Genomic DNA, 23,813 nt, shown 5'->3' with positions numbered 1-23,813 from the left:
CCAGATGGAAACGGCATCCTATTGTCCCGGGGTTCGGGACAATAGATACAGTGAACAGCTGGAGAATGCTCCTGATTATTCTACCACATGTTAACTCCAGATTCGATTTTAATCTTATATAGAACAAACCTCCAATCACTATTGTATGTGTTTTGTTAATACTTTATATTTGCAATCTTAAAATATAAAAAACAATGATTAAGATTACTTTGCCCGATGGGTCAGTTAGAGAGTTTGCTCCTGGAGCAGCTCCGATGGATGTTGCAAAAAGCATCAGTGAAGGATTTGCAAGAAATGTTATTTCTGCTTCTTTTAATGGCACAACTATTGAAACATCTACTCCATTGACCACGGACGGCAGTCTTACATTATATACATGGAATGATGCTGATGGCAAGAAAGCTTTCTGGCATTCGACTTCGCACGTTATGGCGCAAGTTCTTGAGGAGATGTATCCTGGAATACAGCTGACTCTTGGACCTGCTATAGCAAACGGTTTTTATTATGACGTTGATTTTGGTGACCAAAAAATCACTGAAGCTGATTTTAAGAAAATTGAAGACCGTGTTCTTGAAATTTCAAGAGGAAAACATGAATTCAAAATGCGTCCTGTTACAAAAGCAGAAGCTTTGGAAATGTACAAAGACAATGTTTACAAAACTGAACTGATTACTAACCTTGAAGATGGAACTATCACTTTTTGTGACCACGATACTTTTACCGACTTATGCCGCGGAGGCCATATTCCAAATACCGGAATCATCAAAGCGATGAAAGTAATGAGTATCGCTGGCGCATACTGGAGAGGTGACGAGAAAAACAAACAGCTGACACGTGTTTATGGAACTTCATTTCCAAAACAGAAAGATTTAACTGAATATCTAGAATTATTGGAAGAGGCAAAACGCCGTGATCATAGAAAACTAGGGAAAGAACTGGAATTATTTGCTTTTTCTCAAAAAGTTGGTCAAGGATTGCCATTGTGGCTGCCAAAAGGAGCTGCTTTGAGAGACCGTTTGGAGCAATTTTTGAAAAAAGCACAGAAAAAAGCAGGTTACGAGCAGGTTGTTACACCACATATTGGACAGAAAGAATTATATGTGACTTCTGGACATTATGCTAAATATGGTGCTGACAGTTTTCAGCCAATTAATACTCCAGCTGAAGGCGAAGAGTTTTTATTAAAACCCATGAACTGCCCTCACCACTGCGAAATCTATAATGTAAGACCTTGGTCATACAAAGATTTACCAAAACGCTATGCTGAATTTGGAACTGTTTACAGATACGAACAAAGTGGTGAATTGCACGGATTGACTCGTGTTCGCGGGTTTACTCAGGATGATGCACATATATTCTGTACACCAGAACAATTGGACGAAGAATTTAAAAAAGTAATTGACTTGGTACTTTATGTATTTGGCTCATTAGGTTTTGAAAACTTTACAGCTCAGATTTCTTTGAGAGACCAGGAAAACAGAGACAAATACATTGGTTCAGACGAAAACTGGGAGAAAGCAGAAAACGCAATTATCAACGCTGCCGCAGATAAAGGCTTAAATACTGTTGTAGAATATGGTGAGGCCGCTTTTTATGGCCCAAAACTGGATTTTATGGTAAAAGATGCCTTAGGAAGACAATGGCAGTTAGGAACAATTCAGGTAGATTACAATTTACCAGAACGTTTTGAACTGACTTACAAAGGCTCTGATAACGAATTACATCGACCGGTAATGATACACAGAGCTCCATTTGGTTCTATGGAACGTTTCATAGCGATTTTATTAGAACATACAGCAGGAAATTTCCCTCTTTGGTTAATGCCGGAACAAGTAATTATACTGTCATTGAGCGAGAAATATGAAAATTATGCTAAAAAAGTTTTGAATCTGCTAGAAAATCACGAAATTCGCGCCCTAATTGACAACAGAAACGAGACAATTGGAAAAAAAATCAGAGATGCAGAGATTCAAAAGATCCCATTTATGCTGATTGTTGGTGAAGAAGAAGAGAAAAATGGAACCATTTCTATTCGCCGTAAAGGTCAGGAAGGAAAAGGAAATACCAGCGCAACAATAGAAGAATTTACTGCTATTATTGACGAAGAAATAAAAAAGACATTAAAAGTATTTACAGTTTAACTTAAAAATTATAAAGCCATAGCAATAAGAAGCAATAGAGGTTACCAACCTCGAGTAGAAAAGAAAGATGCTCACAGAATAAATAATCTTATTCGTGTGCCGGAAGTACGTCTCGTAGGAGATAATGTAGAAACAGGCGTTTACAAAACTTCTGAAGCTTTAAAATTAGCCGACCAGCTGGAATTGGATCTGGTTGAAATTTCTCCTAATGCAGAACCGCCTGTATGTAAAATAATGGACTATAAAAAGTTCCTTTACGAACAGAAAAGACGTGAAAAAGAACTTAAAGCAAAGTCTACTCAAATTGTAGTAAAAGAAATCCGTTTTGGTCCTCAGACAGATGAGCACGATTACGAATTCAAGAAAAAAAATGCTGAGAAATTCTTAAAAGAAGGATCTAAGCTAAAAGCGTTTGTTTTCTTTAAAGGACGTTCTATCATCTATAAAGACCAAGGGCAAATCCTTTTATTAAGATTGGCTACGGACTTGGAGGAATACGGAAAAGTTGAAGCGATGCCAGTTCTTGAAGGTAAAAGAATGATTATGTTCATTGCTCCAAAAAAGAAAAAATAGTAATTAGGCAAAAGGCATTAGCCAAAAGTTTTATAACTAATGACTATTGCCTAATGGCTTTTCACTTAAAAGATAAGTAAGTAATAATAAATTAAAACACTAGGAAAAAATGCCTAAAATGAAAACAAAATCTAGCGCCAAAAAACGTTTCAAAGTTACTGGCTCTGGTAAGATTAAAAGAAAGCATGCTTTTAAAAGTCATATCTTGACTAAAAAATCTAAAAAACGTAAATTGGCTTTGACTCACTCAGCGCTAGTTCACCAAACAGATATGAAAAGCATCAAACAACAATTAAGAATTATCTAATAAAAGGTATCAAGTCTTGAGAATTAAGTATTAAGACTAAAGCTTATAGATTTCTTTAGGTTAAAAACAAATTTAATAACCTTGGAGTATGGCCATAAGTTCCTTTGATTAAATTCAGGGCGCCTGCTACAAAAAAAAAATAAAATTATGCCAAGATCGGTAAATTCAGTTGCTAAAAGAGCAAGAAGAAAAAAAATAATGAAGCAAGCCAAAGGTTTCTTTGGCAGACGTAAAAACGTTTGGACAGTTGCTAAAAACGCGGTAGAAAAAGCAATGTGCTACGCATACCGCGATAGAAAAGCGAATAAAAGAAATTTCCGTGCATTATGGATTCAGCGTATCAACGCTGGAGCTAGATTGGAAGGAATGTCATATTCTCAATTCATGGGTAAAGTAAAAGCTAACGGAATCGAATTGAACCGTAAAGTTCTTGCTGATTTAGCGATGAATCACCCAGAAGCTTTCAAAGCAGTACTTAATAAAGTAAAATAGACGTTATATAAACTCAATTTAGAATTACTTACTTATATTGAAAAGCCCAATCTCACGATTGGGCTTTTCTTGTTTTATCCTCACCCCAGCCCTCTCTAAAAGAGAGGGTGTTAAAATTGGAATATTTTTTTAATCCTAAATGGTTTATTCGAGTCGTGTTAACAATCAAAAAAAATTATGAAGTAATAAATTTGGGATTGATTAAGTTATCTAATGAATAAATTTCATCCCATTTATCCTGAGTTATTAATTTACGTTCAATAACTGCAATTTGATGTACGCTTTTACCTGTTTTTAATGCCTCCCCTGCAATACTGGCACTTTCTTCGTATCCCAAAATAGGATTGAGCTGGGTAACAATCCCGATACTGTTCATTACCATATTATAACAATGCTGCTCATTTGCAGTTATACCATTAATACACTTCTCGATTAAAGTCTGGATAGCTTTAGTCAAATAATCCAAGGATGTAAACATTGCAAAAGCAATTACCGGTTCCATCACATTTAATTGTAACTGTCCTGCTTCGGCCGCCATAGTCACTGTTAAATCCTGTCCTACCACATAAAAACAAGTTTGATTGACAACCTCAGGAATAACTGGATTAACTTTTCCCGGCATAATTGACGAACCTGGCTGGCGCGGAGGCAGATTAATTTCATTTAGTCCGGTTCTAGGCCCTGAACTCAATAATCTCAAATCATTGCAGATTTTAGAAATCTTGACAGCCGTTCTTTTCATCGTTCCCATAATCTGCACATAGGCACCCGTATCAACAGTAGCTTCGATTAAATCTGGGGATAAGGTTAAGGGAATTCCAATTTCCTTGGCTAAATAATTGACGCAGATCTCTGGATAACCTTCTGGAGCATTTACTTTGGTTCCAATAGCTGTTGCTCCCATATTAATTTCCAAAACTAAACTTTGGGCAATACGCAATTGCCTAATATCTTCGCCAATAGTGGTTGCATAAGAATGGAATTCCTGTCCCAAAGTCATTGGAACCGCATCTTGCAATTGGGTACGACCCATCTTTAAAACTTTACTAAACTCATTTCCTTTTGCAGTAAAAGAAACTTCTAAATCTTCTAAAGTCTTGATGAAAAATTCCATTTTTAAATAAACAGCAATTCTAAAAGCCGAAGGATAAGCATCATTAGTTGATTGAGAGCAATTAACGTGATTGTTTGGGTGGAGATATTTATACTCCCCTTTTTTATATCCAAGATATTCTAAGCCAATATTAGCAATTACTTCATTGGCATTCATATTTACAGATGTTCCGGCACCGCCCTGAATTAAATCACTTACAAATTCCTGATTAAACTTGCCGGCAATTATCTGATCACAGGCATAACAAATTGCTTCAACAACTTTAGCATCTAAAGCACCACAATCTAGATTAGCCATTGCAGCGGCTTTCTTAACATATCCTAATGCTTTAATAAATAAAGGAGCTTTAGAAATTGGAATACCAGTAATATTAAAATTATCTACAGCTCTAAAAGTCTGTATTCCGTAATACAAATGATCGGGAATTTCCAATTCGCCTAAAAAATCGTGCTCTTTTCTTGTTGTTTTCATATATCGAAATTTATTGTTTTTTAACTTCAAATGAAACCCTCATACTGCAATTGGTTTTGGCACCAATATCCGTTATAGCATTTCATATGCTATTATAGTAAACCTATAATCAGCATTAAAGTTAATAAATAACAATAAAAGAATCTGAACCTTAATTTGGAAAAATGAATATCTTAAGAATGTCCAGATTTTGAAGAGCTGTGTTTTATTGATGAATTGAGATAGAAAAACAATCGGATAGTGTGGTTCATGTCGTATTTATTACCGACAATCTTTTGCTGATAGACATTCATATATCCTAAATCATAGCTGAATTTGGGACTGATATTCTGCTTAATTCCAATAAATAACCTGTTCTGATCAAATGTATTATAAACAATATCTTTTCCGAATTGAATCAATAGCTCATCCGAAAGCACTAATGAAGGCATTTTTTTATCACTAAACACAGGAATAGTAAAACTGGCCAAATACCGCACCCTGTCAGTAAAACGGGTTTCACCTGATGGCCTGTCGTTAATCATTATTTCATGCCATCTCTGCTCGTTACGAAGTCTCTGCAGTACGCTTACATTACCAATTTTGGTGGTCAGCTGTGCCTGTTCGTAAATTCTGTTCTCATCAGAATATGATGACCAACCTTCCTTAGCGGGTGCCAGCCACATGTGTGCGTAACCGCCGGTAACTGAAACTGAAGCATTTGGAATATATGAAATTCCTCCTCTTAAAAAATAAAAATTATTACTTTCAAAAAAACCATCTTCCCGAACATGTACATCGGCGACAACTCCCCAGTGATCAGCAAATTTTGTCACGGTATTCAATGAGACCCAAGTTTGGATCTGCTGGTTTACTTCTTTTTTGGCAGCTTGACCAAAGATTAAAATGGGAAACAATAGAACGAGAACTTTAGATAGATTTTTCAAAATGATTTGTGATTAAGATCAAAAAGTAACTGCTGAACAAAATACTATTTCGGATTTTGCTCAGTAAAAATACTTCACATTTCATTATTCTAATATGACATTTATCATTTTGGAGAATTAAAAATTATATGACTATCCGTGACTAGTACCAACTCTCATAATAGATAAGTTATCGAATTTTTTGCAAACTTAACACTTACTGTTCTTTGCGTCTCTGCGCCTTTGCGAGCCTAATTTCACGCAAAGGCGCAGAGACGCAAAGTATATTTTTCAATATTTAGATCATAGTATGAATTACGGACAGTCATAAAAAATTATGATTTCCTTACTCCTAATCTTTGCAGTTCAATTTATATTTCTGAATGATATAATTGGTAATAGGTTTTCTACAATCTATAAAAGTCAAAGGTATACCGCTAAAAATATTAGCTGATAAAGATGACAAACACAATTTGTTTAACCGTTTTTTATTGTTATGTTTGACAACAATGAATCTATTTTATTAAACACATGAATACTATACTTCTAGAACCTCGTAAAGCTATCAATAAAGCCTTTCTTAAGATAAAACCTAACCGTATTCACATTGAAGGTTTCAAAACAAATCTAATTCAAATTTTAGATTCTATAAATGAAAAAGAAAGCGAGGAGTTTCATAAAAACTTAGTAATTGATTTCTTGAAGAAAACCTATTATGATCCTAATTATTCAGTAAATACAAAAGGGCGCAATGATCTGGTAATACATAATGGAAAGGATGCAAAAACTAATGTAGGAGTTATCATTGAAGCCAAAAGCCCTATCAACAAATCCGAAATGATTACCATAAGTAACCTTAACGGAAAAGCGTTGCAGGAGCTGGTTTTATATTATATGCGAGAACGCATTACTCATAAAAATACCGAATTAAAACATCTCGTTGTTACCAATATTTACGAATGGTTTGTTTTTGACGCACAATTGTTCAACAAAATATTTGCCGAAAACAAGTCCTTTGTAAAAAAGTTTACAGATTTTGAAGAAGGCAGATTATCTGGAAAAACAACTGATTATTTCTACAAAGAAATTGCTAAACCATTTATCGAAGAACTACAAAACAGCATTGAATTTGCTTATTTTGATATTCGTAAATATGACAAACCATTGCGGAACGCAAACAAGGAAGACGATAAATCATTAGTAGCATTATTCAAATTACTTTCTCCTGAGCATTTATTAAAATTGTCATTTGTAAATGACAGTAACTCATTAGACAAAAATTTCTATAGTGAGTTACTCCATATTATTGGGCTTGACGAAGTAAAAGAAGGTGGTAAAAAACTCATTCAGCGCCACAAAGAAGGAAAAAGAAATTCAGGTTCTTTATTAGAAAATGCTGTAGACCAGCTCGATAGTCTGGATAAAATTTCACGCCTAAAGAATGTTAAACAATACGGAGATACTCATACAGAACGATTGTTTAATGTGGCACTCGAATTAACAATTACATGGGTTAATCGTATTTTATTTTTAAAATTACTCGAAGCGCAACTCATATCTTATCACAAAGGAGATAAAAGTTATGCTTTCTTAAATTCAGCCTTGATTAATGATTATGACAGCCTGAATACTTTATTTTTTATGGTTTTGGCCAGAAAACCCAATGAGCGCAACGATCGTGTAAGTGCTTTTGCAAAAGTTCCGTACCTGAACAGTTCTCTTTTTGAACCAACCGACTTGGAACACGAAACATTATTTGTATCTCAACTGGAAGACAATGTTACCCTGCCGTTACTTTCGAATACTGTAATTAAGGACAATCAAGGGAAGAAAGAAACTGGTGCAAAAAATCCACTCACTTATTTCTTATCGTTTCTGGATGCTTATGATTTTGCGAGCGAAGGAAGCGAAGACATTCAAGAAGAGAATAAAACCTTGATTAATGCCTCGGTATTAGGATTGATTTTTGAGAAAATAAACGGTTACAAAGACGGCTCCTTCTTTACCCCCAGTTTCATTACCATGTATATGTGCAAGGAAACGATACGCAGAGCCGTTGTACAAAAATTTAATGAAACCAAAAATTGGGAAGTCTCTAATTTTGAAGAACTATATGAGAAGATCGAGGACAGGAAAGAAGCCAATACCATTATTAATAATCTAAAAATCTGTGATCCCGCAGTAGGTTCCGGTCACTTCTTGGTCTCGGCATTAAATGAAATCATTGCCATAAAAAACGACTTACGGGTACTGCAAGACCATAATGGTCAACGCCTGAAAGAATACCAATTTGAAGTGGTCAATGATGAGTTGATGGTAACCGATGAAGATGGTATCCCGTTCCTGTACAACCCCAACAATAAAGAAAGCCAACGAATTCAGGAAACCCTATTTCATGAGAAACAAACCATTATTGAGAATTGTTTATTTGGAGTAGATATTAATCCTAACTCAGTAAAAATTTGCCGTTTACGTTTATGGATTGAGTTACTTAAAAATGCATATTATAAGCCAAATACTAATGAATTAGAAACCCTTCCAAATATAGATATAAATATAAAATGCGGTAATTCATTAATTAGTCGATTCGAATTAAATGCCGATTTAAAGGAGGCCTTAAAGAAAAGCAAACTTTCTATTGAGATTTATAAAAATGCTGTAAACACCTATCGTAATGCTGATAGCAAAGAGCAAAAAAGGGAAATGGAAGATTTAATTGGGGAAATAAAAACCAATTTTAGAACCGAAATTAATGCCAACGACCCAAAACTAATCAAGCTTTATAAGCTTAAGGGAGAACACCAAATACTTACTTCTCAAACGGGTTTGTTTGAGCTAAGTAAAAAAGAAGAAACAGAACGAAACAAAAAAGTAAAAACTATTTCTGAAGAAATTAAAAAACTGGATAACGAAATCGAAGAAATAAAATCAAACAAAATTTATGAAAATGCTTTTGAATGGCGTTTCGAATTTCCTGACATTTTGAATAATGAAGGTGATTTTGTTGGATTTGATGCAATAATTGGCAATCCACCTTATATCCAATTACAAAAAATGGGAGCCGATGGTGCTTTTCTGGAAAAAATGAATTTTGAAACTTATACTAAAACAGGCGACATTTATAGTTTGTTTTATGAATTAGGTTTTAACATTCTTCATGAAAAAGGAATATTGACTTATATAACTTCAAACAAATGGATGCGTGCTGCTTATGGCGAAAGTCTTCGTAACTATTTTGTGCAAAAAACAAATCCTATCTTATTACTTGATTTTGGTGGTGTGCAAGTATTTGATTCTGCAACAGTAGATACCAATATATTAATAGGCACTAAAGCAAAATACGAAACTCCAACAAATGCCTGTTTACTAAATAAGGATTTCACTCATGAATCATTTGAAGACTTTATCCAAAATAATTCTACTTCTACATATTTTAAAAATGAAAGCTGGGTAGTTTTATCTTCTATCGAAAAAAGAATAAAAGAAAAAATAGAAAAAATTGGAACACCATTAAAAGACTGGGATATTAATATATACCGAGGAATTTTGACTGGTTATAATGAAGCTTTTATAATTGACGGAAAAAAAAGAGATGAACTAATCAAAGAAGACCCAAAAAGTGTAGAGATTATTAGACCTATTTTACGTGGCAGGGATATAAAAAAATACAGTTATGATTTTGCGGATTTATGGTTACTATATATTCCATGGCATTTTCCACTTCATAATGATTTATCAATAACAGGAGCATCAGACATAGCTGAGGAAGAATTTAAAATTCAATATCCTGCTATTTATAATCATTTGTTAAAACATAAAAAAGGATTATCTAATAGAAATAAATCAGAAACAGGAATCAGATATGAATGGTATGCTCTTCAAAGATGGGGTTCTAACTATTGGGAGGATTTTTCTAAACAGAAAATTGTTTGGAAAAGAATTGGCTCGATTTTACGTTTTAGTTATGATGAATCGGGCTGTATTTCTTTAGACAGCACTTGCTTCGCAGTTGGTAAAAGCATTAAATATTTAACCGCTTTTTTTAATTCAAAAATTGGTAATTATATTTTAAAAGACTCTCCAAAAACAGGTACAGGTGATTTATTAATAAGTGTTCAAGCCTTTGATAATTTAACAATTCCTAAAATTGACAATATTCTAGAGGAAAAAATTGATAGTTTGATTGACGAAATTCAAAAATTAGAAAATGAAAAAGAAATAATCGAAATCGAAACCCAATTAGATAAAATTTTTTACGAATTATATAAATTCAGCAATGATGAATTAATTGAGCTTCAAAATAAATCTATTTAATCTCTATATAACCTATCGTCTCTCTATCATTAGAGTCAATTTCATGAATATCAAAAATTAATTCATCTAATTCTTTTTCTAGTAAAATTGTTGAAACATTTATAATTTTCAACTCTTGGATTTTATTAACCAATATAGATATTTTTTCTTCATCATTATGTTCAATTTTTTTAACAAAAATTTTATCAAAATATATTTTACTTAGTTCTCGCGTACCACCTTGAAGTTCAGGAAAATTTTCTTTGTAACAAAATTTAAATAGTGATGAATTAAGAAAAGCTGTCAAATAGGGTATATTTTGACCTGTAATTATAAAACATTTTTGATTTGTTAAAAATCCTTTTTCGTCATAAACAAAAGGCAAAAATTTTGTCATGTTTGGATATATAATTTTCTGTTTAGAAAAATCCTCCCAATAACTTATACTATCTTGAGTTTCAAACCATTTATTATTGGTCTTTTTTCTTGCTCCTTTATCCCCAGTTTGTTTTAATCTATCATAACCAAAATCTAAAAGATGCTGTTTTACAGCAGGATATTCTTCAATATCTATTTTTAAGCTAGGTAGTGTTGCGATTAAATACAAATCAGCAAATTCATAAGAATAGCGTTTAATATCTCGTCCTCTCAAAATAGGTCTTTTAAAATACCCTATTTTTACAATAAAAATGATATACGGATACATTAGAGTTAGTACAGACAAACAAACTGTAGAAAACCAACGATTTGAAATCAATCAATTTGCCATAAAGAATAATTTGGTTATCGAAAAATGGATAGAAGAAACAATATCAGGGACAAAAGAAGTTGAAAAGAGAACACTCGGTAAACTTTTAAAAAAAACAAAAAAAGATGACATTCTTATTTGTTCAGAACTTTCTAGACTAGGTCGTTCATTGTTCATGATAATGGAAGTTTTAAACTATTGTATGAAACGAGAAGTTAAAATTTGGACAATAAAAGACAATTACAGATTAGGCGAAGACATACAGTCTAAAGTATTGGCATTTGCATTCGGCCTATCTGCTGAGATTGAAAGAAATTTAATTTCTCAAAGAACAAAAGAAGCATTAGCACGAAAAAAAGCAGAAGGTGTTATACTTGGAAGACCTTTAGGCAGAAAATCTTCTACAGTTAAATTATCAGGCAAAGAGCTACAAATTCAAAAATTATTAAATAAAAATATATCTTACAGTGCTATCGGCAGAATTCTGGGAGTGAACCGAATTACTGTAACAAAATTTGCTAAAGAAAGAATTTTAACAAATTGATTTGCAAAAACCTATACAATTAATTATTAAGAACATTAATGTTAAGAACTCATACTAATTGTGTATAAGTCTGTCTTTCAATTCTAGTTAATAATTGTAAACTTTGTACAATATAAAAGTGATATTAGAATGGGTAATATAGCCACAAATTTTGGAGACCAAATAAAGAAACTGGAAGAAAGAGGAATGGTAATTGATTGTGATAAAGAAAAAATAAAAGAAATACTTTTAGATATTGGTTATTATCGATTGGGATTTTATTGGAATCCATTTGAAAAAAACAGAAATCATGATTTTAAAGAGGGAACAAAATTTTCAGATGCGGTTACCTTATATTATCTGGATGTAGATTTACGAAATATTCTTTTAAAATGTTTGAATAGAATTGAAATCAATTTTAGAACCAAAATAGTATATTATGTTTCGAATGTACATAAAACGTCTCCGAATTGGTTTATTGATCCTAAGGTAATTAATTCTGATTTCATAAATTCAATAGAGCAACACTACAATGAAGATTTTATAAAGAATAACAAAACCATAAAATTACATCACAAAAAATATATCAATGATAAATATGCACCTGCATGGAAAACATTAGAATTTTTCACTTTTGGAGCAATTTTAAAAGTCTTTAAATCCTTAAATGATACTGCTCTTAAAGAAAAAATAGCTAATTTATATGGAATTAAAAATTTACAAAAATTTATAAATCTAATGGAAACAATTGTTTACGTTAGGAATGTATGTGCTCACGGAGGCGTTCTATTTGATTTAAAATTACCGAAAAGTATTTCGGCAATTCCTGATATTAATTTTAACAGTCAAAATAGATGTTCTTTAGATGATTCCATAAAAGTTGTATTATTTATTTTAGGCAAGATTTCCGACAATAGAAAAGAGGACACAGAAAATCAGTTAGACGATTTATTTTCAAAACATTTTGGAAATGAAACAATTAAAAATATTATCGAACAAGAAATTGGTTATAAAAAAATTAGCAAATAATGCTTGCATAATCAAAAATGTATATATAAATTTGCAGTATACAAAGTGCCTTATTATTCATTACGCTTTAATGGTGCACTCTAAAAAAATAATTATAACCCAGACTTGCTCTGGGTTTTTTTATTCCCTTAATTTAATAGCATCAGAATTGAAACTCTTATTATTTATAAAAAAATAAAAAAGCAATTATCTACACTTATGGCAAACTAAAAGGTCATGATGATGATGGAAACGTCTATAAACTCGAAGCTGACTAACAAATCTCTTTACAGCTGGGAAGACTAATAATCCTTTTGCAATCTTTATCTTTGGGCATTATTCCAAATCTATGAACAAATTATTCTGTTTTCTCTTCCTTCTTTTTTTCAATTCTTTTTACTCTCAAACCAAACTTCTTTCATGGAATCTTGAAAATTTTGGAAAATCCAAATCCAATCAGGAGATTGCCTTTATTGCCAATACTGTAAAAGATTTTGATATTGTCACGATTCAGGAAGTCGTTGCGGGTAATGGCGGTGTTCAGGCTGTGGCAAGGCTTGCCGATGAACTTAACCGAAAAGGAACAAAATGGGATTACCGCATAAGCGAGCCTACCTCAAGCAGTACCTATAAAACCGAACGTTATGCTTTTCTTTGGAAGACCAATAACTTGAAACTAAAAGGAAAACCGTGGCTGGAACGAAATTATCATCTCGAAATCGACCGTGAGCCTTATTTTGCCACTTTTGAAATTAATGGAAAAATGATAACAATTGCGTCTTTTCATGCCATTACCAAAAGTAAACAGCCCGAAACCGAAATTAAATATTTCAAGCTTCTGCCACAGGAATATCCAAATCTAAATCTGCTGTTTGCGGGTGATTTCAACTGCCCTCAGTCGCATTCAGTTTTTACGCCTTTGAAGAAAATGGGGTTCGCTCCTATTTTAAAAAATCAAAAAACTTCCTTAAAAACAAAATGCAAGGGTTCTAATTGTCTGGCTTCTGAATATGACAATGTGTTTTACAAAACGAGTTCAATTAATTATCTAAAATCGGATGTGATTTTGTTTTACGAAAAATTCATTTCCTTAAAAGAAGCCCGAAAAATATCCGATCATCTGCCTATCTGGTTTGAATTCTCTTTGAACTAACGAAATTTAGCCACGAATTCACTTATAATCTTTTACAATAGAAGCTTATAAATTACCGCAAATTCGCGAATTATTTTATTTTAGGTTGTAACCAAAAGTCAATTTAACTAATCAAGATGATTGGCGCTGATTTTATAAACTCAAAAAATCAACAATTGCTTCTTCACTAAAGAACTAAAAACTAATTAGTAAGGACTAAATCACGTTTTCTGTTTTTTCTTTCGAGCTGCAGGAAACAGTACATTATTCAGAATTAATCGGTAACCTGGAGAATTAGGGTGTAAATCCAGTACTGTAGCCGGGTCGCCTACCTGGTGCTGATAATCCTCTGGATCATGACCTCCATAAAAAGTAAACATTCCCTTCCCTTTTTCGCCATGAATGTAACGTGCCTCGCCATTGAGCTCACAGCTTCCCATTATCAAAACATTTGATTTTACAAACTGTGAATCAAAGGAGGTAGTTTGCCCCATAAATCCTTTGATTAATTGAGTATGATTTTGGCACAGCATACTTGGAATAAAATCCCATTTAGCCGAATACTCCATCAAGGTAAAGTAGTCTTTATCCATTGGAATCCTCCTTTTGGCAGTCATGTCAATATTCGAAAATTCATATTCTTCTGGCTTTCGCTCCAAAGTAAAATTCTTGAAAGCAAAAGTACTTCCAAAATTCAGCTTGGATTGATAATTGGCCTCGCTTGGATCGCCGTCAAACATCGATTCGCAGATATCAACGCCATCTGCAGACAAGGCAATATCAAAACTATCTGTTGCAGAGCACATGGCAAATAAAAATCCGCCTCCAATTACAAAATCACGTATTTTTTTGGCAACGGCTCCTTTTTCCTGAGAAACCTTTTGATAACCTAGTTTTTGAGCCAAAGCTTCGGCATCTCTTTTTTGATCTATATACCAAGGAACATTTTTGTAGGCTCCATAAAATTTCCCATACTGGCCTGTGTAATCCTCATGATGCAGATGCAGCCAATCATACAGCAGCAGCTGATCGCTTAAAACTTCTTCGTCATATATAGGTGTAAACGGAATTTCGGCATAAGTCAAAACCAGGGTTACTGCGTCATCCCAGGGCTGTTTTCCTTTTGGTGTATAAACCGCAATTTTGGGCGCTTTTTCCAGAATAACGGTTTCCATATTTTGTGACGGGCTGGAAATTTCATTCAGTATTGCTGCTTCTTCAGCATCGGAAAGTACTTCAAAACTTACGCCTCTTATCTGGCATTCTTTTCTGATTTCTTCGTCATCGGGCAATAAAAAAGAACCTCCACGGTAATTAAGCAGCCAGCTTGCTTTGTAGTTTCTGGCCAGGCACCAATAGGTAATTCCGTATGCTTTAAGATGATTCTGCTGCGTAGTTTCATCCATTGGCAACAAAATAAAAGATGCTCTGGAAGAAATGGATATTAGAAAAATAAATGTAAAAAGAAATATTTTGCGCATCATTTTATACTATTTTAAAGCAAAGATAACGGTAAGCAATTAAAGAACTTATTTTATCTTTTATATTATGCAAAATAAACCTTTTTCATAGACTTCTATTATAAATCCAAAGAAACTAATTCGTGCTGGATTGCAAAAACGACCAATCCTGCAATATTTTTGGACTCCGTTTTCAAGAGTAAATTATTTCTGTGTCCTTCAACTGTCCTGGGGCTGATAAATAATTTTTCGCCAATTTCAACCGTGCTTTTTTGCTTGCAGATGAGCTGCAGAACTTCTAATTCCCTTGAAGTGATAAAATTAGAATCAAAACTCGATTTGGTTTTTTTATTAGAAACAACATCTTCCTGAATAATATTCATAACATAATCAGAATAATAAAAACCTTTGTCGGCAACTTCATAAATAGTGGCAAATAAGTCCTGAGGCGTAGTATTTTTTACAACATATGAAACTGCTCCCACATCAATCATATTGGCTATAAATAATTTTGAGTCATAACTGGTTAATGCGATAATTTTTATATCTGGCAAATCTCTGCGGATAATTTTGGTAGCTTCAATTCCATTAAGAAAAGGCATTTTTAAATCCATGATAATAATATCCGGTTTTGGATTATCTTCTTTTAAAAATTCTATTAACTCAAGTCCGTTTGAAGCTTCAAAAAGAACCTCAATATTATCCTCTCTACTCAACAGAAAAGAAATTCCCTTTCGGAAAAGCACTTCATCATCCACCAAAATTATTTTTATAGTTTTATCCATAATTTAAAAATTAAAAACTACCGAAATTCCTTCATTCATCTGTGACTCAATTGTAATATTTCCTTCTAAAATAGTAATTCTGCTTACCATATTTTTTATTCCAAAACCTTTATGATTTTCTATTTTCTTCAAATCAAAACCAATTCCATTATCAGTATAAATACAAGTTTTTTTTCCATTTATTTCATCAAAAAGAATAGAAATAATTGTCGCTTTTCCATGTTGCAAGGAATTAGCGAGTAATTCCTGTAAGATTCTAAAAACATGTATATGCCTGTCATTGTCCTTAAAATCAAATTCAACAGCATTAACATATTGAATATCAACAGCTGAAGAATTAATTAATTCAGCACATAATTCCTCTATTCCTGCATGGAGCCCAAATTTTTCCAAGACAGGAGGCAGTAAGCTGTACGTCAGTTTTTTAGAGCTGTCCAATGCTTTTGAAGTATATTCAATAATATTTTTGGTAATTTCTTCTATATCCTTTTGAGGCAGATTTGGGATTTTTAACAAATGACAATTTAGAGAAATCACATTTAACTTTGAGCTGATTTCATCGTGCAAATTCTGAGCAATCCGCTTTCTGTCCATTTCTAGTGCACGAACAGCAGCTGACAATTGGTTTTTGCCTGGAGAAATATTTAAACTATTAAATTCTACTCTCTTTTCCATAATTACATCTAAATTACCTAATTATTATTTATTATTCTTCTTCATTAATTCATAAATTACATTTATTTTTTTAACAAAATAATGTTTTTTTCGTGTCACTAGTAATCAAAAACAACAAATATTATACAAATTAAATATTTTTCTGCTGATTAAAATTTAATAAAAATCATTCTCCCCTATAGAATATCCAGCCAATTTCTCTACACTCTATTTAAGCTTTATTCTATATTTTCAATTATAAAATTCACTAATAATCAATAAATAAATTAAAAATAAAGGTATTGGTCAGTTGATACTTTTCTCATATTTTGAAAAATTAAATTTTGAAGATCTTTTACGTATCATTTTTGAATCTTATGACATCAATTGGTGCGTTTATAACATTTTTTCCAATAGAAATAGATTGATACAATAACTTTGAAATAAGAATAATATTATTATTTAACATACAAAATACTATATATCAGTATTTTATAAATAAATATATAATTACTCTTAAAATAAAAAACAAATTTCAAAGCATTATAAACTTAATATTTTAATTTATTATGGATGGAACAATGGCAGTGATTACAGCAGTAGCTTATATGGATACTCCAAAAAATTGGGCGCAATGTAGCGGCCAATTACTTGCAATTAGTACTAATCAGGCTTTATTTTCATTATTGGGAACCGTATATGGCGGCAATGGAATTAACAATTTTGCATTGCCTGATTTACGTTCACGTACTGGCGTTGGGACTGGTATTTCCCAAGCTGGAGGAGGTACAGTCTATAATCTGGGGCAGCTAAGTGGTACTACCACGGCATTCATGGGAATAAACAATATGCCTGCCCATAACCACAACGGAGCTGTAACGCTCTCATTGGGTGCCATTAATAGAGCTGGACGTGAAGCTTCACCAAAAGATAACTATATGGGCAGTGGTGTTGCAAACAGTTTTAGTACCAATAGTAATACTCCTATGGCAAATCTATTGTCGGCTCAGGCAACCATTGAAAACGCTGGAGGAAGTCAACCTTTTAGTGTACAATCTCCTTACTTGGCAATAAATCATATAATATGTATGGCGGGCGTATATCCAAGCCGTAGTTAAATTCCACTTGAAAACAATATTATAACCCATTAAAATACTAAAACTATGTTTGTAGACCCATATATTGCAACTGTAACCGTCTTTGCTGGTAATTTTGCTCCAGTAAGCTGGATGTTTTGTCAAGGACAATTATTATCCATTGCTGAATACAATGCTCTTTTTGCCTTAATAGGAACTACTTATGGAGGTGATGGACAGATAACCTTTGCTCTTCCAGACTTTAGAGGCCGTAGAGCCATTCACATCGGTCAAGGACCAGGTTTGTCAAATTATGCACTGGGACAAAAAGCAGGATCAGAGCATATCACGCTTCTTACTACGAATCTCCCAATACATAATCACCTAACTCCAGTATTAACAGGTACTCCACAAGGATCAACAGATACAACGGGGGTAGACACACCCACTAGTGCAACTGTACCAGCTTCTGGCGCAACTCTGTATGGAGCTCCCTCTGGCGCAGCCATGGGGTCTTACTCTGGTACAACTACTACCCACCCTGGCGGAGGAAATAGTTCTCCTGTTCCAACCATTTCGCCTTATTTGGCAATGAATTATATTATTGCAGTAGAAGGAATTTTCCCTTCAAGAAATTAATCTTTACAAAATTTTAAAAAACATATATCATGGATGGAGTTATAGGATATACAACCCTTTTCGCAGGTAATTTTGCGCCAAATAATTGGGCATTATGTCAAGGACAAATAATGCCTATTCAAAGAAATACAGCTTTATTTTCGATTTTAGGAACCACTTATGGCGGCAACGGAACCTCTACCTTTGCACTTCCTGATTTACAAGGACGTGCGGTGATAGGTGCAGGACAAGGGCCTGGACTAAGTTCTTACGCCCTTGGGGAAGATGGCGGAAGTGAAACCATTATTATTACGCCACAACAAATACCATTACATACTCATCCTGTGGCATATACTATAGCGCAAGATTCAGCAACTAGTGCTAGCTCAGCTGTAACAACTAATAATACATATGGTGAAGATTTAGCAGGATCAACTCCTTTTAGGGCCCCTGCCAATGTTGGCTTAAAACCTTTTGCAGGTAACCTTGCAATGGCAAACGCAGGATCAAATGCACCAACTGCAATAGCATCAAATAATCCGTACTTGGCATTAAATTATATTATTTGCCTAACTGGACTTTATCCACCACGTCAATAATTCCAATTAATTATAAAAGGAAATGAGATACAAAAAAGTTTCATTTCCTTTTTAACAATTTCTAATTCATAAAATTATGCCTACACGAATAGGTCTTTTATTACCTCGCTCAACTGACTATCCCGCTATGGGATTTGATATCCTGGATGGACTGCGAGCACACCTGCATTTATTAGGAATCCCAGATCCCCTATTAATTACTGAAAATATTGGATTTGGAGATGATCAACAATTCTGTTATGCAAAAGCTGAAAAATTACTTTTACAGGATGATGTCCTACTTTTAATTGCTTACAGCAATATTCAAAATGCAGAACCACTCTATCAAATGGCACAGTCATCGGGCAGAGCTTTTTTATTTTTGGACGCAGGAATGCAAACGGCAACAATTGATAGAATTCCAAATAACTGGTTTCTCAATTTACAAGGGATTGATGCCTGTTTCCGTTTAGGTCAATTAGCTGGTGAAGGAGAGAGAAACGTAATGATGGCAAATTCTTTTTTTGATGCGGGATATAGGGGATCTCTTTTTGCTACGAAAGGATTGGATCTAACAGGAGGAACTGTATCAGGCAACTACGTTAGCACCCATAAAATCAGCGAATTCACTATCGATAAGTATCTCGAATTACTAAACCAAAATGAACCTCAGGCCGTGATGGCAAATTTTAGCATTTACCTGACTGACCTTTTTTTAAAGGAATTAAAGAACAAGGGAGAATCGGCAACACCTTTCCCTTTTTATTGTTCTCCGTTTATGGCAGAAGAAACGTTATTAACCAAATGTGATTTTCCTACTGGAACATTTCATACAATAGTTCCCTGGTCAACATCTGTAGAGAATGAAGCGCAGCATTTATTTCTTACCACTATCCGTGAACAAAAAAATAAGGCTGCCAATCTGTTTCATCTATTAGGCTGGGAAGCAGCTGTAGTTGCTATCCGCCTATTGAATAATGGTCCGCAATCTTTGGCAGACTGGTCGTTCGAAAGTCCACGGGGTACAGTAACTTTTGATCCTGTTACTCAAACCAGCTATGCTCCGTTGTACAAAGGAATAATTGTTCCAGATATTGATGGGAAATGTATGTTGAAAATTGAAGAAAAATTAGAGGTAACCAAGGAAGAGCATCAATATAACTGGACTCAAAAACAAGAAGAAATGTCTTCTGGATGGAAGAATAATTTTTTATGCACCTAAAATGATGAAAATTGCCATACTCTGCAACGACCGACTAGGATTTCCCGCATTGCAACACCTGATTCAACAGCAATCAGTCGTTGCAATTGGCACTTCTGATCGTGTCAGTGAAACCGCTTTATTTCTGGAAAAACAATCTGCATCATCAAATATCCCATTTAAGATATTTCAAAAAAATAATTTAGAAAGTGAACTTACCTTATGGCTTGAAAATCATCAGCCAGATGTGGTTTTAGTTAAAACATTTCCATGGAAAATTCCAGCAATTGTGCTTTCTATACCCAAATTTGGATTTATTAATTTTCATTATGCTCCCCTGCCCGCATTTAGGGGGCCTAACCCTTTATTTTGGATGATTCGAAATCGAGAACCAACAGGTGGTGTAACGGTGCATCAAATGGACGAAGATTTAGACACTGGAGATGTATTGATTACCAAAGAAGTACACATCTATCCTGATGCCAGTTTTGGAATGCTCATTGGGCAACTGGCACACACGGGTTTAGAAGCTACGATACCATTAGTACAGGCCTTGACAAACGGAACATTAAAACCCGAAAAACAAAACACAGCCAATTCGAAATGGTACAGTCATCCCAAACTGGAAGATTTATTTATAGATTGGACAACAATGACATCATGGGAAGTAAGGGCAATAATAAAAGCATGCAATCCTTGGCAAAAAGGAGCCGCTGCAAAATATAAGGGTTGGACTTTTGGTATTACAGATGCCAGTCTTTCATTCGCATCAGTAACAGCTGAAACAATACCAGGCACAGTAATAGCCCTTGACGAATCGAACGGTTTAATTATTGCCTGTGCAGATGGAAAAGCAATAAAAGTAGAAGTAGTTTATACTGAAGAAGGCTATTTTCCTGGATATAAAATGACTCAATTTGGCTTACGTAAAGGAGATAGATTAGATTAGATTAAAATAAAAAATATTCAACAATAAAATATCAGTATATATAACTTCTTCTTTTATCATTAAAACGATTTTACAAAACCATTATATAAAATCAACTTCTTATGAAAACAAAACTACTCCATACTTTAAGTTTATTTCTTATTGTATTTAGCCTCCAAGCACAGAATACTTGGACTGTCCGAAACTCAACTGGAAATATTTTAAATGACATTATCTATGCTAATTCTTTGTATGTTGCAGTAGGTGGTAGTGGTACCATACTAACCTCTCCCGATGCTGTCAATTGGACAACTCGAACTTCTGGACATACTGCTACTTTATTCTCTATTGCATACGGAAATGGAAAATTTGTAGCCGTCGGTAATAACAAAATTACGACCTCTAGTGATGGTATTACTTGGAGTTCTGTAGCATCAACCACAGTCTTTGCTAATACTATTTACCTTTCAGGGGTTCGGTTTATTAATGGTAATTTTGTTATGGTAGGAGATTTCGGTGCAATTGCAACCTCTACTGACGGAACAAGTTGGACAAAAAGACAGGAAAACGCTCTAAATGGTAGTGATGTCCCATGGTTACTTGAAGTTACTTTTGGAACAGGAACATATTGTGCTGTTAGTGATGAGGGTGCAATACTCACTTCAACTAACTTAACTACTTGGACTCCTCGTACTTCTGGAACCACTTCAAAATTGACTTCAGTTATTTATGATATGGGAAAATTTGTAGCTGCAGGAGCAATCAGTGTTCCTGTTTTAACATCTCCTGATGGCTCAACTTGGACTGCTAACACTAACCCTGTTTCTAGTGTTATTGTTGGTGGCTTAACCAGTACCGGCAATAAATTTGTTTCTGTAGGAGGAAATAGTACAGTTATGGCTTCCCCAGATGGACAAGCCTGGACACAAGTAACCACAACTGGTCTTGGTACAAATCTACTTAATTCTGTAATTTTTACGGGTACACAATTTGTTGCAGTTGGTTCAGGCGGGCTAATTGCTACTTCACCTCTTGCTCTTGCTACTCCAACAGTAACTACAACAGCTGCAACTGGAGTGGGTGCTGTAAAAGCAGTCCTTGGAGGAGATGTTACCAATGATGGAGGTGCATCTGTATCCGAGAGAGGTATTGTTTGGGCAACAACTGCAAATCCCACAACTGCCAATACTAAAGTTAGCAATGGAAGTGGAACTGGAACTTTTAGTGCTACTATTTCCTCTTTGACTGCTGGAACGACTATCCATTTTAGGGCTTATGCAATCAATTCACAAGGAACAAGTTATGGCTCCGATTTAACTTTCACGACGAATGCTGCTTTATCTGCCACAACTAATCAAACAAATGTATCCTGTAATGGAGGTAATACTGGTGTGGCTACTGTAACTCCTTCAGGTGGAAAAACAAGTTATAGCTATTCCTGGTCACCATCGGGAGGAACCAGTGCTACGGCTTCTGCATTATTCCCTGGAAGTTATACATGTACAATAACAGATAGTGAATCAACACAAATTACAAAAAACTTCACCATTACGCAACCTCCAGCACTAGCTAAATCCACAACCGTTACCAATGTTGCCTGTAATGGCGGAACAACCGGAGCAATCGACCTGACTCCATCTGGAGGAACGCCTGGTTACACTTATAACTGGGTCGGTGGGAATACTACCCAAGACCGTACTGCATTGGCTGCAGGTACATATTCTGTAACCATTACCGATGCCAACGGCTGTACCACTACGGCTTCTGGAATTACGGTAACTCAGCCTACAGCAGTATCTGGAACCACAACCGTGACCAATGTTGCCTGCAACAGCGGCACAACTGGAGTAATCGATCTCACTCCAACTGGCGGAACTCCCGGATACACTTATAACTGGGGCGGAGGTATTACTACCCAAGACCGTACGGGATTAGCCGCCGGTGGATATTCTGTAACCATTACCGATGCAAATGCCTGTACGGCTACGGTTTCTGGAATTACGGTAACTCAGCCTACAGCAATATCTGGAACCACAACCGTGACCAATGTTGCCTGCTTCGGTGGAAACACAGGCGCTATCAACCTTACTCCAACAGGAGGAACAGGCCCTTATACCTTTAACTGGGGCGGTGGAATAACTTCTGAAGACAGAACTGGACTTACTGCTGGATCTTATTCGGTAACAATCACTGATGCAAACGGATGTACGGGAACGGTTTCTCCAACAATAACTCAGCCTGCAGCTTCAGTATCAGGAACAACAGTAGTAACTAATGTTGCATGCTTTGGTGGAAACACAGGAGCTATCGACCTTACTCCTACAGGAGGAACAGGCCCTTATACCTTTAACTGGGGCGGTGGAATAACTACTGAAGACAGAACTGGACTTACTGCTGGATCCTATTCGGTAACAATCACTGATGCAAACGGATGTACCGGAACGGTTTCTCCAACAGTAACTCAGCCTGCAGCTTCAGTATCAGGAACAACAGTAGTGACCAATGTTGCATGCTTTGGTGGAAACACAGGAGCTATCAACCTTACTCCTACTGGTGGTGTTGGACCATATACCTACAACTGGGTGGGAGGAGCAACTACTGAAGACAGAACTGGACTTACTCCTGGATCTTATTCGGTAACAATCACTGATGCAAACGGATGTACGGGAACAGTTTCTCCAACAGTAACTCAGCCTGCGGCTGTTGTATCAGGAACAACAGTAGTAACTAATGTTGCATGCTTTGGTGGAAACACAGGAGCTATCAACCTTACTCCTACTGGTGGTGTTGGACCATATACCTACAA

Annotated in this window: 20 protein-coding genes; 14 read left to right on the top strand and 6 right to left on the bottom strand. The window is 34.8% G+C overall.

Annotation, left to right across the window (positions count from 1 at the left end; all coding sequences use genetic code 11):
- Window positions 1-194 precede the first annotated feature (194 nt).
- From thrS to rplT, 4 genes are all read left to right on the top strand, one after another.
- Window positions 195-2,141: a threonine--tRNA ligase gene (gene thrS / locus ABEG11_RS12400; protein ID WP_348824488.1), complete on the top strand. Its 1,947-nt coding sequence runs from the start codon at window positions 195-197 to the stop codon at window positions 2,139-2,141.
- 18 nt (window positions 2,142-2,159) lie between these two features.
- On the top strand, window positions 2,160-2,714 hold the full coding sequence (infC, locus tag ABEG11_RS12395; RefSeq protein WP_435302844.1) for a translation initiation factor IF-3: 555 nt from the start codon (window positions 2,160-2,162) through the stop codon (window positions 2,712-2,714).
- 109 nt (window positions 2,715-2,823) lie between these two features.
- On the top strand, window positions 2,824-3,021 hold the full coding sequence (rpmI, locus tag ABEG11_RS12390; protein ID WP_026727505.1) for a 50S ribosomal protein L35: 198 nt from the start codon (window positions 2,824-2,826) through the stop codon (window positions 3,019-3,021).
- 147 nt (window positions 3,022-3,168) lie between these two features.
- Entirely contained in the window at window positions 3,169-3,513 is a 345-nt protein-coding gene (gene rplT, locus ABEG11_RS12385) for a 50S ribosomal protein L20 (RefSeq protein ID WP_194643070.1), read from the top strand.
- A gap of 175 nt (window positions 3,514-3,688) precedes the next feature.
- Here the strand turns inward: rplT and aspA are convergent, their stop codons facing one another.
- Both aspA and ABEG11_RS12375 read right to left on the bottom strand, forming a co-directional pair.
- Window positions 3,689-5,098, bottom strand: coding sequence for an aspartate ammonia-lyase (aspA, locus tag ABEG11_RS12380; RefSeq protein WP_348824487.1), 1,410 nt, complete (start codon window positions 5,096-5,098; stop codon window positions 3,689-3,691).
- A 173-nt stretch (window positions 5,099-5,271) separates the two neighbouring features.
- The gene (locus ABEG11_RS12375) at window positions 5,272-6,024 is read right to left on the bottom strand and encodes a DUF2490 domain-containing protein (RefSeq protein WP_348824486.1); all 753 of its coding nucleotides are present in this window, start codon (window positions 6,022-6,024) and stop codon (window positions 5,272-5,274) included.
- A 510-nt stretch (window positions 6,025-6,534) separates the two neighbouring features.
- Here ABEG11_RS12375 and ABEG11_RS12370 point away from each other — a divergent pair.
- On the top strand, window positions 6,535-10,317 hold the full coding sequence (locus tag ABEG11_RS12370; RefSeq protein ID WP_348824485.1) for a DUF7149 domain-containing protein: 3,783 nt from the start codon (window positions 6,535-6,537) through the stop codon (window positions 10,315-10,317).
- Here the strand turns inward: ABEG11_RS12370 and ABEG11_RS12365 are convergent.
- Entirely contained in the window at window positions 10,310-10,948 is a 639-nt protein-coding gene (locus ABEG11_RS12365; RefSeq protein ID WP_348824484.1) for a TaqI-like C-terminal specificity domain-containing protein, read from the bottom strand. The genes ABEG11_RS12370 and ABEG11_RS12365 overlap by 8 nt on opposite strands.
- A 37-nt stretch (window positions 10,949-10,985) precedes the next feature.
- Between ABEG11_RS12365 and ABEG11_RS12360 the strand changes: the two genes are divergently transcribed.
- The 3 genes from ABEG11_RS12360 to ABEG11_RS12350 all read left to right on the top strand — a co-directional run bounded on the left by ABEG11_RS12360 (window position 10,986) and on the right by ABEG11_RS12350 (window position 13,728).
- The gene (locus ABEG11_RS12360) at window positions 10,986-11,588 is read left to right on the top strand and encodes a master DNA invertase Mpi family serine-type recombinase (protein ID WP_348824483.1); all 603 of its coding nucleotides are present in this window, start codon (window positions 10,986-10,988) and stop codon (window positions 11,586-11,588) included.
- A 129-nt stretch (window positions 11,589-11,717) separates the two neighbouring features.
- On the top strand, window positions 11,718-12,596 hold the full coding sequence (locus tag ABEG11_RS12355; RefSeq protein ID WP_348824482.1) for an Abi family protein: 879 nt from the start codon (window positions 11,718-11,720) through the stop codon (window positions 12,594-12,596).
- A 328-nt stretch (window positions 12,597-12,924) separates the two neighbouring features.
- Window positions 12,925-13,728, top strand: coding sequence for an endonuclease/exonuclease/phosphatase family protein (locus ABEG11_RS12350; RefSeq protein WP_348824481.1), 804 nt, complete (start codon window positions 12,925-12,927; stop codon window positions 13,726-13,728).
- Between the two features lie 200 nt (window positions 13,729-13,928).
- On the opposite strand, the gene ABEG11_RS12345 is transcribed toward ABEG11_RS12350, so the two are convergent.
- The 3 genes from ABEG11_RS12345 to ABEG11_RS12335 all read right to left on the bottom strand — a co-directional run bounded on the left by ABEG11_RS12345 (window position 13,929) and on the right by ABEG11_RS12335 (window position 16,627).
- Window positions 13,929-15,191, bottom strand: coding sequence for an asparagine synthetase B (locus ABEG11_RS12345; protein WP_435302843.1), 1,263 nt, complete (start codon window positions 15,189-15,191; stop codon window positions 13,929-13,931).
- A gap of 95 nt (window positions 15,192-15,286) precedes the next feature.
- Window positions 15,287-15,952: a response regulator gene (locus ABEG11_RS12340; protein WP_348824480.1), complete on the bottom strand. Its 666-nt coding sequence runs from the start codon at window positions 15,950-15,952 to the stop codon at window positions 15,287-15,289.
- A 3-nt stretch (window positions 15,953-15,955) separates the two neighbouring features.
- Window positions 15,956-16,627, bottom strand: coding sequence for a sensor histidine kinase (locus tag ABEG11_RS12335; protein WP_348824479.1), 672 nt, complete (start codon window positions 16,625-16,627; stop codon window positions 15,956-15,958).
- 548 nt (window positions 16,628-17,175) lie between these two features.
- On the opposite strand from ABEG11_RS12335, the gene ABEG11_RS12330 reads away from it, so the two are divergent.
- The 6 genes from ABEG11_RS12330 to ABEG11_RS12305 all read left to right on the top strand — a co-directional run.
- Window positions 17,176-17,724 (top strand): phage tail protein, encoded by a 549-nt coding sequence (locus ABEG11_RS12330; protein ID WP_348824478.1) that lies wholly within the window; start codon window positions 17,176-17,178, stop codon window positions 17,722-17,724.
- A 45-nt stretch (window positions 17,725-17,769) separates the two neighbouring features.
- Window positions 17,770-18,321 carry a phage tail protein gene (locus tag ABEG11_RS12325; protein WP_348824477.1) on the top strand — a complete coding sequence of 184 codons (552 nt, stop codon included), beginning with the start codon at window positions 17,770-17,772 and terminating at the stop codon, window positions 18,319-18,321.
- Between the two features lie 29 nt (window positions 18,322-18,350).
- Window positions 18,351-18,899 (top strand): phage tail protein, encoded by a 549-nt coding sequence (locus ABEG11_RS12320; RefSeq protein WP_348824476.1) that lies wholly within the window; start codon window positions 18,351-18,353, stop codon window positions 18,897-18,899.
- Window positions 18,900-18,975: 76 nt separating this feature from the next.
- A complete protein-coding gene (locus tag ABEG11_RS12315) occupies window positions 18,976-20,100 on the top strand; it encodes an ABC transporter substrate-binding protein (RefSeq protein WP_348824475.1) in 1,125 nt (374 codons plus the stop codon).
- 1 nt (window position 20,101) lies between these two features.
- Window positions 20,102-21,028, top strand: coding sequence for a methionyl-tRNA formyltransferase (locus ABEG11_RS12310; RefSeq protein ID WP_348824474.1), 927 nt, complete (start codon window positions 20,102-20,104; stop codon window positions 21,026-21,028).
- A 101-nt stretch (window positions 21,029-21,129) separates the two neighbouring features.
- A partial coding sequence (locus ABEG11_RS12305; protein ID WP_435302842.1) for a beta strand repeat-containing protein occupies window positions 21,130-23,813 on the top strand: 2,684 nt, incomplete at its 3' end.

This window comes from Flavobacterium aestuarii (genome assembly GCF_040049115.1).
In the GTDB taxonomy this organism is placed as follows: domain Bacteria; phylum Bacteroidota; class Bacteroidia; order Flavobacteriales; family Flavobacteriaceae; genus Flavobacterium; species Flavobacterium aestuarii.
The sequence above is the reverse complement of the archived record's forward strand: the minus strand, read 5'-3'. Positions and strand labels throughout refer to the sequence as shown.

Excerpts from the sequence above, each read along its gene's own strand:
- thrS (WP_348824488.1), top strand. The coding sequence starts at position 195 with ATGATTAAGATTACTTTGCCCGATGGGTCAGTTAGAGAGTTTGCTCCT.
- rpmI (WP_026727505.1), top strand. The coding sequence starts at position 2,824 with ATGCCTAAAATGAAAACAAAATCTAGCGCCAAAAAACGTTTCAAAGTT.
- rplT (WP_194643070.1), top strand. The coding sequence starts at position 3,169 with ATGCCAAGATCGGTAAATTCAGTTGCTAAAAGAGCAAGAAGAAAAAAA.
- aspA (WP_348824487.1), bottom strand. The coding sequence starts at position 5,098 with ATGAAAACAACAAGAAAAGAGCACGATTTTTTAGGCGAATTGGAAATT.
- ABEG11_RS12370 (WP_348824485.1), top strand. The coding sequence starts at position 6,535 with ATGAATACTATACTTCTAGAACCTCGTAAAGCTATCAATAAAGCCTTT.
- ABEG11_RS12360 (WP_348824483.1), top strand. The coding sequence starts at position 10,986 with ATGATATACGGATACATTAGAGTTAGTACAGACAAACAAACTGTAGAA.
- ABEG11_RS12355 (WP_348824482.1), top strand. The coding sequence starts at position 11,718 with ATGGGTAATATAGCCACAAATTTTGGAGACCAAATAAAGAAACTGGAA.
- ABEG11_RS12350 (WP_348824481.1), top strand. The coding sequence starts at position 12,925 with ATGAACAAATTATTCTGTTTTCTCTTCCTTCTTTTTTTCAATTCTTTT.
- ABEG11_RS12345 (WP_435302843.1), bottom strand. The coding sequence starts at position 15,191 with ATGATGCGCAAAATATTTCTTTTTACATTTATTTTTCTAATATCCATT.
- ABEG11_RS12340 (WP_348824480.1), bottom strand. The coding sequence starts at position 15,952 with ATGGATAAAACTATAAAAATAATTTTGGTGGATGATGAAGTGCTTTTC.
- ABEG11_RS12335 (WP_348824479.1), bottom strand. The coding sequence starts at position 16,627 with ATGGAAAAGAGAGTAGAATTTAATAGTTTAAATATTTCTCCAGGCAAA.
- ABEG11_RS12330 (WP_348824478.1), top strand. The coding sequence starts at position 17,176 with ATGGATGGAACAATGGCAGTGATTACAGCAGTAGCTTATATGGATACT.
- ABEG11_RS12325 (WP_348824477.1), top strand. The coding sequence starts at position 17,770 with ATGTTTGTAGACCCATATATTGCAACTGTAACCGTCTTTGCTGGTAAT.
- ABEG11_RS12320 (WP_348824476.1), top strand. The coding sequence starts at position 18,351 with ATGGATGGAGTTATAGGATATACAACCCTTTTCGCAGGTAATTTTGCG.
- ABEG11_RS12315 (WP_348824475.1), top strand. The coding sequence starts at position 18,976 with ATGCCTACACGAATAGGTCTTTTATTACCTCGCTCAACTGACTATCCC.
- ABEG11_RS12310 (WP_348824474.1), top strand. The coding sequence starts at position 20,102 with ATGATGAAAATTGCCATACTCTGCAACGACCGACTAGGATTTCCCGCA.